This is a genomic window from Streptomyces sp. NPDC048560, from assembly GCF_040650955.1.
GTDB lineage: Bacteria > Actinomycetota > Actinomycetes > Streptomycetales > Streptomycetaceae > Streptomyces.
The window spans coordinates 1046727-1060334 of the sequence record NZ_JBEZIJ010000001.1 but is presented as its reverse complement, the minus strand read 5'-3'; the positions used below and the strand labels follow the sequence as shown (position 1 = coordinate 1060334).

Annotated in this window: 9 protein-coding genes; 8 read left to right on the top strand and 1 reads right to left on the bottom strand. The window is 67.5% G+C overall.

Annotation, left to right across the window (positions count from 1 at the left end):
• The first annotated feature begins 45 nt into the window (after positions 1–45).
• From AB0C82_RS04720 to tuf, 5 genes are all read left to right on the top strand, one after another.
• Entirely contained in the window at positions 46–3945 is a 3900-nt protein-coding gene (locus AB0C82_RS04720) for a DNA-directed RNA polymerase subunit beta' (RefSeq protein ID WP_362836224.1), read from the top strand.
• Positions 3946–4399: 454 nt separating this feature from the next.
• Positions 4400–4771, top strand: a complete 372-nt coding sequence (rpsL, locus tag AB0C82_RS04715) for a 30S ribosomal protein S12 (RefSeq protein ID WP_003948652.1) — start codon at positions 4400–4402, stop codon at positions 4769–4771.
• A gap of 2 nt (positions 4772–4773) precedes the next feature.
• Positions 4774–5244 carry a 30S ribosomal protein S7 gene (rpsG, locus tag AB0C82_RS04710; protein WP_014154599.1) on the top strand — a complete coding sequence of 157 codons (471 nt, stop codon included), beginning with the start codon at positions 4774–4776 and terminating at the stop codon, positions 5242–5244.
• Positions 5245–5282: 38 nt separating this feature from the next.
• The gene (gene fusA, locus AB0C82_RS04705) at positions 5283–7412 is read left to right on the top strand and encodes an elongation factor G (protein WP_362836222.1); all 2130 of its coding nucleotides are present in this window, start codon (positions 5283–5285) and stop codon (positions 7410–7412) included.
• Between the two features lie 159 nt (positions 7413–7571).
• Positions 7572–8765, top strand: coding sequence for an elongation factor Tu (tuf, locus tag AB0C82_RS04700; protein WP_362836220.1), 1194 nt, complete (start codon positions 7572–7574; stop codon positions 8763–8765).
• Positions 8766–8868: 103 nt separating this feature from the next.
• Here tuf and AB0C82_RS04695 read toward each other — a convergent pair whose 3' ends face one another.
• Positions 8869–10746 carry a PIG-L family deacetylase gene (locus AB0C82_RS04695; RefSeq protein ID WP_362837049.1) on the bottom strand — a complete coding sequence of 626 codons (1878 nt, stop codon included), beginning with the start codon at positions 10744–10746 and terminating at the stop codon, positions 8869–8871.
• A 550-nt stretch (positions 10747–11296) separates the two neighbouring features.
• On the opposite strand from AB0C82_RS04695, the gene AB0C82_RS04690 reads away from it, so the two are divergent.
• From AB0C82_RS04690 to rpsJ, 3 genes are all read left to right on the top strand, one after another.
• A complete protein-coding gene (locus AB0C82_RS04690; protein ID WP_362836218.1) occupies positions 11297–11890 on the top strand; it encodes a hypothetical protein in 594 nt (197 codons plus the stop codon).
• Positions 11887–12501 (top strand): hypothetical protein, encoded by a 615-nt coding sequence (locus AB0C82_RS04685; protein ID WP_362836216.1) that lies wholly within the window; start codon positions 11887–11889, stop codon positions 12499–12501. Before AB0C82_RS04690 ends, AB0C82_RS04685 begins: the two co-directional genes overlap by 4 nt.
• Before the next feature lie 785 nt (positions 12502–13286).
• Complete coding sequence (gene rpsJ / locus AB0C82_RS04680) at positions 13287–13595, top strand: 30S ribosomal protein S10 (RefSeq protein WP_003948644.1); 309 nt, start codon at positions 13287–13289, stop codon at positions 13593–13595.
• Positions 13596–13608 lie beyond the last annotated feature (13 nt).

Below are 13608 nucleotides of genomic sequence, written 5' to 3'. Positions count from 1 at the left end.
CAGACCATGTTTGACACTCGACCCTGAAAGAGGGATTGACGACAAGTGCTCGACGTCAACTTCTTCGACGAGCTGCGGATCGGCCTTGCCACCGCGGACGACATCCGGACTTGGTCGCACGGCGAAGTGAAGAAGCCGGAGACCATCAACTACCGCACGCTCAAGCCCGAAAAGGACGGACTCTTCTGCGAGAAGATCTTCGGTCCGACCCGGGACTGGGAGTGCTACTGCGGCAAGTACAAGCGTGTCCGCTTCAAGGGCATCATCTGTGAGCGCTGCGGCGTCGAGGTCACTCGCGCCAAGGTGCGTCGTGAGCGGATGGGCCACATCGAGCTTGCCGCTCCCGTCACCCACATCTGGTACTTCAAGGGCGTCCCGTCGCGCCTCGGCTACCTGCTTGATCTCGCTCCGAAGGACCTCGAGAAGGTCATCTACTTCGCCGCGTACATGATCACGTTCGTGGACGAGGAGCGCCGTACGCGTGACCTGCCCTCGCTGGAGGCGCACGTCTCCGTCGAGCGTCAGCAGGTCGAGAACCGTCGCGACTCCGACCTGGAGAACCGCGCCAAGAAGCTCGAGACCGACCTGGCCGAGCTCGAGGCCGAGGGCGCCAAGGCCGACGTTCGCCGCAAGGTGCGCGAAGGTGCCGAGCGCGAGATGAAGCAGCTGCGCGACCGTGCGCAGCGCGAGATCGACCGCCTCGACGAGGTGTGGAGCCGCTTCAAGAACCTCAAGGTCCAGGACCTCGAGGGCGACGAGCTGCTCTACCGCGAGCTGCGTGACCGCTTCGGCACGTACTTCGACGGCTGCATGGGTGCCGCTGCACTGCAGAAGCGCCTTGAGTCGTTCGACCTCGACGAGGAGGCCGAGCGCCTCCGCGAGATCATCCGTACCGGCAAGGGCCAGAAGAAGACCCGTGCGCTCAAGCGCCTCAAGGTCGTCTCCGCGTTCCTGCAGACCAGCAACAAGCCCAAGGGCATGGTGCTCGACTGCGTGCCGGTCATCCCGCCGGACCTGCGTCCGATGGTGCAGCTGGACGGTGGCCGCTTCGCGACCTCCGACCTGAACGACCTGTACCGCCGTGTGATCAACCGCAACAACCGCCTCAAGCGTCTCCTTGACCTCGGTGCCCCCGAGATCATCGTGAACAACGAGAAGCGGATGCTGCAGGAGGCCGTCGACGCACTGTTCGACAACGGCCGCCGCGGTCGCCCGGTCACCGGTCCCGGTAACCGCCCGCTGAAGTCCCTGAGCGACATGCTCAAGGGCAAGCAGGGTCGTTTCCGTCAGAACCTTCTCGGTAAGCGTGTGGACTACTCCGCACGTTCCGTGATCGTCGTCGGTCCGCAGCTGAAGCTGCACCAGTGCGGTCTTCCCAAGGCCATGGCGCTGGAGCTCTTCAAGCCGTTCGTGATGAAGCGCCTGGTCGACCTGAACCACGCGCAGAACATCAAGAGCGCCAAGCGCATGGTCGAGCGCGGCCGCACGGTCGTGTACGACGTCCTGGAAGAGGTCATCGCCGAGCACCCGGTTCTCCTGAACCGTGCGCCGACGCTGCACCGCCTCGGCATCCAGGCCTTCGAGCCCCAGCTGGTCGAGGGCAAGGCCATCCAGATCCACCCGCTCGTCTGCACCGCGTTCAACGCGGACTTCGACGGTGACCAGATGGCCGTGCACCTTCCGCTCTCCGCGGAGGCGCAGGCCGAGGCCCGCATCCTGATGCTGTCCTCCAACAACATCCTGAAGCCGGCCGACGGTCGTCCCGTCACCATGCCGACCCAGGACATGGTGCTGGGTCTGTTCTTCCTCACCACCGACGGTGAGCTCCGTGACACCAAGGGCGAGGGCCGCGCGTTCGGCTCCACGGCCGAGGCGATCATGGCGTTCGACGCCGGCGAGCTGGCGCTCCAGTCGTCCGTCGACATCCGCTTCCCGGTGGGCACCATCCCGCCGCGTGGCTGGGTGCCGCCGGTCGCCGAGGAGGGCGAGCCCGAGTACCAGCCGGGTGACACCTTCCGGCTGCGTACGAGCCTGGGCCGCGCGCTCTTCAACGAGCTGCTGCCCGAGGACTACCCGTTCGTCGACTACTCGGTCGGCAAGAAGCAGCTCTCCGAGATCGTCAACGACCTCGCCGAGCGCTACCCCAAGGTCATCGTGGCGGCGACGCTCGACAACCTGAAGGCAGCGGGCTTCCACTGGGCGACGCGCTCCGGCGTGACCGTCTCGGTTGCCGACATCGTCGTCCCCGAGGCCAAGAAGGCCATCGTCAGGGGCTACGAGGAGCAGGACGAGAAGGTCCAGAAGCAGTACGAGCGCGGTCTGATCACCAAGGACGAGCGCACGCAGGAGCTCATCGCGATCTGGACCAAGGCGACCAACGAGGTTGCCGAGGCGATGAACGCGAACTTCCCCAAGACGAACCCCATCTTCATGATGGTTGACTCGGGTGCCCGAGGAAACATGATGCAGATGCGTCAGATCGCCGGTATGCGTGGTCTGGTGTCCAACGCCAAGAACGAGACCATTCCTCGTCCCATCAAGGCGTCCTTCCGTGAGGGCCTCACCGTTCTGGAGTACTTCATCTCCACGCACGGTGCCCGTAAGGGTCTGGCGGACACCGCCCTGCGTACCGCCGACTCGGGTTACCTGACCCGTCGTCTGGTGGACGTCTCGCAGGACGTGATCATTCGCGAGGAGGACTGCGGCACCGACCGTGGCCTCAAGCTGAAGATCGCGGTCAAGGGTGCCGACGGCGTGCTCCGCAAGACGGACGACGTCGAGACCTCGGTGTACGCCCGTATGCTCGCCGAGGACGTCGTCATCGACGGCAAGGTCATCGCGCCTGCCAACGTCGACCTCGGTGACGTCCTGATCGACGCCCTCGTGGGCGCCGGCGTCGAGGAGGTCAAGACCCGTTCGGTCCTGACCTGTGAGTCCGCGGTCGGCACCTGTGCCTTCTGCTACGGACGCTCGCTCGCCACCGGCAAGCTGGTCGACATCGGTGAGGCGGTCGGCATCATCGCCGCCCAGTCCATCGGTGAGCCCGGTACCCAGCTGACGATGCGTACCTTCCACACCGGTGGTGTGGCGGGTGACGACATCACGCAGGGTCTGCCGCGTGTCGTCGAGCTCTTCGAGGCGCGTACGCCCAAGGGTGTCGCCCCGATCTCGGAGGCCAAGGGCCGCGTCCGGATCGAGGAGACCGAGAAGACGAAGAAGCTCGTCGTCACCCCGGACGACGGGAGCGAGGAGACGCCGTTCCCGATCTCCAAGCGCGCCCGTCTGCTGGTCGGCGAGGGCGACGCGGTCGAGGTGGGCCAGAAGCTCACCGTCGGTGCGACCAACCCGCACGACGTGCTGCGGATCCTCGGTCAGCGTGCGGTCCAGGTCCACCTGGTCGGCGAAGTCCAGAAGGTCTACAACTCGCAGGGCGTGTCGATCCACGACAAGCACATCGAGATCATCATCCGGCAGATGCTGCGCCGAGTGACGATCATCGAGTCCGGCGACGCGGAGCTGCTGCCGGGCGAGCTGGTCGAGCGGTCGAAGTTCGAGGTCGAGAACCGTCGTGTGGTCACCGAGGGCGGTCACCCCGCCTCCGGCCGTCCGCAGCTGATGGGTATCACCAAGGCCTCGCTCGCCACCGAGTCGTGGCTGTCGGCGGCGTCCTTCCAGGAGACGACCAGGGTCCTGACCGACGCGGCGATCAACGCCAAGTCGGACTCCCTGATCGGCCTCAAGGAGAACGTCATCATCGGTAAGCTCATCCCGGCCGGTACGGGTCTGTCCCGCTACCGCAACATCCGGGTCGAGCCGACCGAGGAAGCCAAGGCCGCGATGTACTCGGCCGTCGGCTACGACGACATCGACTACTCGCCGTTCGGCACGGGCTCCGGCCAGGCCGTTCCGCTGGAGGACTACGACTACGGTCCGTACAACCAGTAAGCGAGTCGCTTGAACGACCGGAGGGCGGTCATCCCGTTGCGGGGTGGCCGCCCTCCGGCGTATACGGGGGCCGGCGGTCGGCGGCTTGCCGTCGTGACGGCCCCCTGCCGGTCCTCTGCGCGATCGCGGCCGCCGGGTCGGCCCGACGGGGGCGCGACGTGCGGGGGAGTGGTCTGTGCCGCTCGTACGGGATCGCGACGGCGCGGGCCTGTGGTGATGGACAGCATTTGTTTTGACCGGAGTCCGTGAGGTAGGTACGCTCAAGCCTTGTGCCTGGGGTGTGCCTGGGCTCGGGTGCGTGTCCTCAACCGCATCGCGAGTCCGTAAGTGGCCACCGCAATCTGCGCTTCTCCGGCCCTCGGGCAGGAGCTTGCAGTATTCGACACACCCGACCGCGTGGGTCGGTGGGTTCCAGGTTAGTTTCAACGAACGGCACACAGAAACCGGAGAAGTAGTGCCTACGATCCAGCAGCTGGTCCGGAAGGGCCGGCAGGACAAGGTCGAGAAGAACAAGACGCCCGCGCTCGAGGGTTCGCCCCAGCGTCGCGGCGTCTGCACGCGTGTGTTCACGACCACCCCGAAGAAGCCGAACTCGGCGCTCCGTAAGGTCGCGCGTGTGCGTCTGACCTCCGGTATCGAGGTCACGGCCTACATCCCGGGTGAGGGACACAACCTGCAGGAGCACTCCATCGTGCTCGTGCGTGGTGGCCGTGTGAAGGACCTGCCGGGTGTTCGCTACAAGATCATCCGCGGCTCGCTCGACACCCAGGGTGTCAAGAACCGCAAGCAGGCCCGAAGCCGCTACGGCGCCAAGAAGGAGAAGTAAGAATGCCTCGTAAGGGCCCCGCCCCGAAGCGCCCGGTCATCATCGACCCGGTCTACAGCTCTCCTCTTGTCACCTCGCTGATCAACAAGATCCTCCTCGACGGCAAGCGTTCCACCGCCGAGCGGATCGTGTACGGCGCCATGGAAGGCCTCCGCGAGAAGACCGGCGCTGACCCGGTCATCACGCTGAAGCGCGCGCTTGAGAACGTCAAGCCCTCGCTCGAGGTCAAGTCCCGCCGTGTCGGTGGCGCCACCTACCAGGTGCCGATCGAGGTCAAGCCCGGTCGTGCCGCAACCCTCTCGCTGCGCTGGATCGTGGGTTACTCCCGCGCCCGTCGCGAGAAGACCATGACCGAGCGCCTCATGAACGAGCTGCTCGACGCCTCCAACGGTCTTGGCGCTGCCGTCAAGAAGCGCGAGGACACCCACAAGATGGCCGAGTCGAACAAGGCCTTCGCGCACTACCGCTGGTAGTCGCTTACCCCATCGAGACCGAGAGAAGATTGAGCCTTATGGCCACCACTTCGCTTGACCTGGCCAAGGTCCGCAACATTGGGATCATGGCCCACATCGACGCGGGCAAGACGACCACCACCGAGCGGATCCTCTTCTACACCGGTGTGAGCTACAAGATCGGTGAAGTCCACGATGGCGCTGCCACGATGGACTGGATGGAGCAGGAGCAGGAGCGCGGCATCACGATCACGTCTGCCGCGACGACCTGTCACTGGCCGCTCAATGAGGTTGATCACACGATCAACATCATTGACACCCCCGGTCACGTCGACTTCACCGTCGAGGTGGAGCGTTCGCTCCGCGTCCTCGACGGTGCCGTCACCGTGTTCGACGGTGTGGCGGGCGTCGAGCCCCAGTCCGAGACTGTCTGGCGTCAGGCGGACCGCTACGGCGTGCCGCGTATCTGCTTCGTCAACAAGCTCGACCGCACCGGCGCGGAGTTCCACCGCTGCGTCGACATGATCATCGACCGTCTCGGTGCGGTTCCGCTGGTCATGCAGCTTCCCATCGGCGCCGAAGCCGACTTCAAGGGCGTCGTCGACCTCGTGACGATGAAGGCCTTTGTCTGGTCGGAAGAGGCCGCCAAGGGCGAGATGTACGACACCGTCGACATCCCGGACACCCACGTCGAGGCAGCCGAGGAGTGGCGCGGCAAGCTGCTCGAGGCCGTCTCCGAGAACGACGACGAGATGATGGAGCTGTACCTGGAGGGCGTCGAGCCTTCCGTGGACCAGCTCTACGCGGCGATCCGCCGTATCACCCTCGCGTCGAAGGGTTCGGCCGACTCCGTCACCGTCACCCCGGTGTTCTGTGGCACGGCGTTCAAGAACAAGGGCGTTCAGCCCCTGCTCGACGCGGTCGTCCGCTACCTGCCTTCCCCCCTGGACGTCGAGGCGATTGAGGGCCACGACGTCAAGGACCCGGAGAAGGTCGTCAAGCGTCTGCCGTCGGACGACGAGCCGTTCTCCGGCCTGGCGTTCAAGATCGCGAGCGACCCGCACCTCGGCAAGCTCACCTTCGTCCGGATCTACTCCGGTCGCCTCGAGGCCGGCACCGCGGTGCTGAACTCGGTCAAGGGCAAGAAGGAGCGCATCGGGAAGATCTACCGTATGCACGCGAACAAGCGTGAGGAGATCCCCTCGGTGGGCGCCGGTGACATCGTCGCCGTCATGGGCCTGAAGCAGACCACCACCGGTGAGACGCTGTGTGACGACAAGAGCCCGGTCATCCTGGAGTCCATGGACTTCCCGGCCCCGGTCATCCAGGTCGCCATCGAGCCCAAGTCCAAGGGTGACCAGGAGAAGCTGGGTGTCGCCATCCAGCGCCTCTCGGAGGAGGACCCCTCCTTCCAGGTGCACTCCGACGAGGAGACCGGCCAGACCATCATCGGTGGTATGGGCGAGCTTCACCTCGAGGTGCTCGTCGACCGCATGAGGCGTGAATTCCGCGTCGAGGCGAATGTCGGCAAGCCGCAGGTCGCTTACCGCGAGACGATTCGCAAGACCGTCGAGCGCATTGACTACACGCACAAGAAGCAGACTGGTGGAACCGGCCAGTTCGCGAAGGTGCAGATCGCCCTCGAGCCCATCGAGGGTGGCGACTCGTCCTACGAGTTCGTCAACAAGGTCACCGGTGGCCGCATCCCCCGTGAGTACATTCCCTCGGTGGACGCGGGTGCTCAGGAAGCCATGCAGTTCGGCATCCTGGCCGGTTACGAGATGGTCGGCGTCCGCGTCACCCTTCTCGACGGTGGTTACCACGAGGTCGACTCCTCCGAGCTCGCCTTCAAGATCGCCGGTTCGCAGGCGTTCAAGGAGGGTGCTCGCAAGGCGTCCCCCGTGCTTCTCGAGCCGATGATGGCCGTCGAGGTCACCACGCCCGAGGACTACATGGGTGACGTGATCGGCGACCTCAACTCCCGCCGTGGCCAGATCCAGGCCATGGAGGAGCGCAGCGGCGCTCGCGTCGTGAAGGGCCTCGTGCCCCTCTCGGAGATGTTCGGCTACGTCGGAGACCTCCGCAGCAAGACCTCGGGTCGCGCAAGCTACTCGATGCAGTTCGACTCCTACGCCGAGGTTCCGCGGAACGTCGCCGAGGAGATCATCGCGAAGGCCAAGGGCGAGTAACTCCCCCGAGTTGACGCTTTAGGCTTATCACCGGAGCCCGGTGGGGCATTTGACGCGGCGCGCGAGCGATGCGGCGAATGCCCCCGGGCCCCGGCATCCCAGCAAAGATCACCTGGCGCCGATGAAGCAAGGCGTACAGAACCACTCAGGAGGACCCCAGTGGCGAAGGCAAAGTTCGAGCGGACTAAGCCGCACGTCAACATCGGCACCATCGGTCACATCGACCACGGTAAGACGACCCTCACGGCCGCCATTACCAAGGTGCTGCACGACGCGTACCCGGACCTGAACGAGGCCTCGGCCTTCGACCAGATCGACAAGGCTCCCGAAGAGCGCCAGCGCGGTATCACCATCTCGATCGCGCACGTCGAGTACCAGACGGAGTCGCGTCACTACGCGCACGTCGACTGCCCGGGTCACGCCGACTACATCAAGAACATGATCACGGGTGCGGCGCAGATGGACGGCGCCATCCTCGTGGTCGCCGCCACCGACGGCCCGATGCCGCAGACCAAGGAGCACGTGCTCCTGGCCCGCCAGGTCGGCGTCCCCTACATCGTCGTCGCGCTGAACAAGGCCGACATGGTGGACGACGAGGAGATCCTGGAGCTCGTCGAGCTCGAGGTTCGTGAGCTCCTCTCCGAGTACGAGTTCCCGGGCGACGACCTTCCGGTCGTCAAGGTCTCGGCGCTCAAGGCTCTTGAGGGTGACAAGGAGTGGGGCCAGACCGTCCTCGACCTGATGAAGGCCGTCGACGAGTCCATCCCGCAGCCCGAGCGTGACGTCGAGAAGCCGTTCCTCATGCCGATCGAGGACGTCTTCACGATCACCGGTCGTGGCACCGTCGTCACCGGTCGTATCGAGCGTGGTGTCCTCAAGGTCAACGAGACCGTCGACATCGTCGGTATCAAGACCGAGAAGGTCACCACCACGGTCACCGGTATCGAGATGTTCCGCAAGCTGCTCGACGAGGGCCAGGCCGGTGAGAACGTCGGTCTGCTTCTTCGTGGCATCAAGCGCGAGGACGTCGAGCGCGGCCAGGTCATCATCAAGCCGGGTTCGGTCACGCCGCACACCGAGTTCGTGGCGCAGTCCTACATCCTGTCGAAGGACGAGGGTGGCCGTCACACCCCGTTCTTCAACAACTACCGCCCGCAGTTCTACTTCCGTACCACGGACGTAACGGGCGTTGTGACCCTTCCCGAGGGCACCGAGATGGTCATGCCGGGCGACAACACCCTCATGAACGTCTCGCTGATCCAGCCCGTCGCCATGGAAGAGGGCCTGAAGTTCGCCATCCGTGAGGGTGGCCGGACCGTGGGCGCCGGCCAGGTCACCCAGATCGTCAAGTAATCACTTGACCGTCTGACCTGGTTGCTCCGCACAGAGCACCGAGAAGGGCCCCGGCCCGCCGCGTGAGCGGTGGACCGGGGCCCTTCTGCGTGGGCGGGAGCAGCTACGGCCGCCAGATCCACGGCAGGGCGTCGGGGCCGAGCCCCACGACGGCCGGCCGTCCGTCTCCGCCGATGTGCAGGACGGCCCCGTCCAGCGCCACCGGCCCCCGTGACCGTACGGACACCACGTCGCCCGCACGGAGCTGGATCAGGCCCTCCGCGGTGCGGCCGAGCAGCACGGTGCCCCGGGGGGAGGCGGCGGCGGCCACCGGCCCGTACCCGTCGAAGCCGGTCAGGTCCGTGGCCGCCCCGGCCCGTACGGCCGTGAGCCCGGCGTCGGCCGCCGCGCGGTAGTACAGGTCCACGGAGCCGTCGGTGGCGAGGAGCGCGGCCGGCGCGTGACCGGGCAGCGGCCCGGCGTCGATCCGGGTCCGGGCGGTCAGCGCGTCGCCGGGCGCGTCCTGGGCCCAGTGGTGGACCGCGTGATGCCCGGCCCCGAAGACATGGACGCGCCCGGCTCCGTCCACCACGGCGGTCAGCCCCTCCTGGACCTCGCCGCCGCCCATGTCCCGCCAGGCACTCCACCGGCCGGCCCCGTCGCGTACCCGCGTACTGAGCCCTTTCTCCGCGTTGCGGACGAAGAGGTGGACCCGTCCGTCGGGTGCGGTGACGGCGGTGGGGACGCCGATCCGCCGTCCCCGGTCGCGGCCGGGCGAGGGATTGCCGAGACCGCGCCACGCGGAGAAACCGCCGTCGGGCGTGCGCTGCTCCAGCACCACGACCTCGCGCTCGTTGTCGGCGCCGTGCCCGGAGAGTGCCGCGAAGCGCAACCCGAACAGCAGCAGCCCTCCGTTCCCCGCAGTCGCCGATCCCAGAGCGGGCGCGAGCGGTCCGCCACCGAGGTCGTGCGGCGCACCCCAGACACCGCTGCCGGCCTCCGTCTCCTGCCACCTGACCGCCCGCATCCCTCGTACGGCGTACGCGGCGAGCCGCCCGTCGGGCTCGGCGGCGAGGACGACGCGGGGACCGGGATAGCGGTGGTGGGTGGACCGCACCCACCCCTTCCTGTTGGTCAGCGGGCGGTCGCCGCCCACGTTGTAGTCGCCGCATCCGGACGGGTTGCCGCACTCCCAGTCGGGCGATCCGCCGTACGGGACGAGGTGTCCGGCCTTCTCGTCCAGGACGCGCGGCGGCAGGTTCTTCGGCCAGTGCCGGTTGTAGTAGCCGCGGAACGCGGTGACGGCGAACCCGGGTACGGCCTCACCGCTCCCGGTTGCCCTGGCCACCCAGCGGATCATCGCGGCCCAGGCGAAGCAGGCGGCGGCCGTGTGGTCGGCGTGGTCGGAGTAGCCGTGCTGCTCGCTGTTCCTGCGGCGGACGGCCTCGGTGCTGTGCTGGATGTCCGGATCGGGGTCCAGGGTGTGGACGACGGTGGGACGGTACTGCTCCATCAGCCCCACGAGGACGTCTATCAGCCCGTCGTACGTGTACGAACCGGCGCGCCGCAGCGGTGAGTCCTCGGCGACGACCGTACGCAGGGTGAGTCTGCGGTCGTGCCAGAGGCTGGGCAGGCCGAGGCGGCGGCGCCCGGTCCGCATGGACGTGTTGAGGAAGACCAGTTCGACCCGGCGACCGTCGTGGACCAGCACGTCGACCTCGGCCCGGTGCCGTCCGTGCAGCTCGGTGACGGAGGTCTCCCAGGGCGTGAACGTGTCCAGGCCGAGCAGGGTCGCGTATGCCTGCCGGAGCCCTTGGTGGCGCGAGGACGAGTACGCGGCCTTGTTCGCGGCGGGGCGGGGTCCGCCGGGGACCTTGTTGAGTCCGTCGGCCTCGCCCGCCGTGAGGTAGACGCAGACCAGCGGTGTACCGGCGTCGAGCGCGCGCTGGGCGTCCGGGTTCATGAAGTACAGGTCGTCGTCGGGGTGGGCGAGTATCTGCATCAGCCGGGCCTGTCCGGCCGTGCTGACGGCCAGGCCGGGAGCGGGGTTCGCCGTGGGATTCCTCCGCCGGGGCGCCGGTACGGAGCAGGCGCTCAGGGCGGCGGCGAGGACGGCGGCGGTGAGAACGCTCCGCCGGGGTGTTCCCCGTGTCCGGTCGGGGAGTCCACCGTTTCCGGGCAGGCCGAGCTGGTTCGACACGTTGCGCACTCCGTCCGCTCCCCCCGCAGCGGACGGGCGCCGAATGGCCCGGTGCTGCTTACTCGCGGAGGGTCAGACGGTGATCGGGGCGGCCGGGTTGCCTGCGTCGCGCACGGTGTGACGCGGAAGGCACCACGACGACCGGCACGACGCGGCGTGCCGCTGTCCGCGGCGACGCTCACTTCCGGGACCTTCGCGATATCGGGACGCGCCTTGGCATGAACGGGCGAAGGAGGGTACACGCAGCTTGTGAACCCCTGGGCAAGAGCATCGAACGGGGCCTGATCCGAGAGGAGTTGACGAGCGTGGGACCGCACGACGCATCGACCGCCGACCGACAGGAGCGTCTGACATGACGACGACCGTGGTCATCATTGTTGCCGTCGTCCTATCGGCAGCGATTGCATACTTCCTCGTCCGTGCCAGGAAAGGCGGGGGCCAGGGCCTGCGTCGCCGCTTCGGACCCGAGTACGACCGTACGGTCGCCCGGCACGACGGGGACACGAAGGCCGCTGAGCACGAGCTCGCCGAGCGGGTGAGGCTGCACGGCTCGTTGCAGGAGAGGCCGCTGAGCCCCGAGGCACGCGAGGCCTACGCCGGCCGCTGGGCGATGGTCCAGGAGACCTTCATCGACTCGCCCGGGGAGGCCGTCGCGGAGGCCGACGCGCTCCTGGCGCGGCTGGCGGGTGACCGGGGCTTCCCGGACGGCGCCGGCTTCGACGAGCAGTCGGCCGCGCTCTCCGTGCACCACGCCGAGCAGATCGACGGGTACCGCAAGGTGCACCGAGCGGTGCGCGACAGCAGCAGCACGGAGGAACTGCGCGAGGCGCTGGTCGAGGCGCGGGCGCTGTTCGACGTACTGCTCGGAGACACGCCCACCGAGCCCGTCCGCCCGGACCACGGGAAGACGAGCCGGCACGGGACTGGCGGAAGGACAGCAGCATGACGCACCACACCGAACGTTTCGGACCTCCCTCCGACGAGAAGGGAAGCCCTCCCGAGGAGAAGGGACTTCCCTCCGACGAGAAGCCCAGGTCCGTGCCGGAAGCGCGGCGCACCACGCAGCCCCGCCCCGTCGGCGGACCTCAGCAGGCCGCGCCGCCGAGCGAGGCCCCGGACCGGCAGCGCAACACCGCCGCGCCCGGATCGCAGCTCTCCGCAGGTCCGGAGCGCGGCGGGACCCGGATGCCCGGCACGGAGGCCACCGGCCGGGACACCACGTCCGCCGCCGCTAAGGCTCCGTCGGGCGTCCGGCCCACGGACGGGGCCGAAGGCGCGCACACCGACCGGTCCCTCCTGCCCCCCGAAGGGAGGGACGCCCTGTCGCAACGCATGCAGCAGGCCGTCACCGACTTCGTCGAGAATCCGCGCCATGCCGTCGAGGAGGCCGACAGTGCCTTCGACCGGATCGTGGCGGACCTGACAGAGGCGCTCGAAGAACGCAGGCGCGAGCTGCGCGCGAGCTGGAAGGGCGAGGACGCTGCGGGCCGGACCGAGGAACTGCGGCTGGCTCTGCAGCGCTACCGCGACTCCGGGGAGCAGCTCCTGCGGATCTGAGCGGTCTTCGACGTACGGCGGCCCGGTGCGTGGTCCTTCGCGGACGACGCACCGGGCCGCCGCGTGTCCGGCCGCTCGCGCAGGTGATCGCGCTCCAGCGTGCGATCGGAGCGCTCCCGGACAGCGGCCTGGTGTTCTCGCCGTCGAGCTTCTCGCTCACGACGACCTCGCGGCCGGCCGGACCGGACGGATCCGCGGTCCGTACGTCGTCCGAGGAAGCACCCGGTGACCAGGGAAGACGAGGAGTCCGTGGACGGTTCGTACGCATGGTTCACGGCCCCGCCGGTCATGATGTGCCAGGGGCATCCCCTGTAGGGACAGGGCGGTCGGGGCTCGACCCATCACCCGCGCCTCGGCCCGTTCACCGCCGGGCGGCGCCCCGAAGGCGCCCGCGTTTGACCGTTCCCCCGCGAGGGGTAAGATCCTCCGCCCGATTGGCCAGGCTCGTGCCCCGTATGGCACACTAGCCAGGTTGCTCGGTTGAGTGTCAATGTTGCGCGCCTCCCGCCGGGAGGACCGGAAGCGAGTCCCACGGTACTCGTCGACCCCATGCGGGTCGGACGTACGGGAATCTTTCGGGAAGTTCAGCAGGGCGCCGGCCAGGCACCCGGTGGGTGTTCCGCCCCCGGTTCGCGAGGTCTGTTGGCCCGCACCCCCTTGGTTGGGATTTCCTTCGGGAGATTTTCGTAGAGGGGATGCGACACGCCCGACCGCGTGGGTCGGAGACGGAGTTACGAGAACCCCCGGGTTCCAGAGCGTTATGAGAGACAGGACTACTAGTAGCCATGGCGGGACAGAAGATCCGCATCCGGCTCAAGGCCTACGACCACGAGGTCATCGATTCCTCGGCGAAGAAGATCGTCGAGACGGTGACCCGCACTGGTGCGTCGGTCGCGGGCCCGGTGCCGCTGCCCACTGAGAAGAACGTGTACTGCGTCATCAAGTCGCCGCACAAGTACAAGGACTCTCGCGAGCACTTCGAGATGCGCACGCACAAGCGCCTCATCGACATTCTCGACCCCACGCCGAAGACGGTTGACTCGCTGATGCGCCTCGACCTGCCGGCGGGCGTCGACATCGAGATCAAGCTCTGAGGGGACGGGCCGA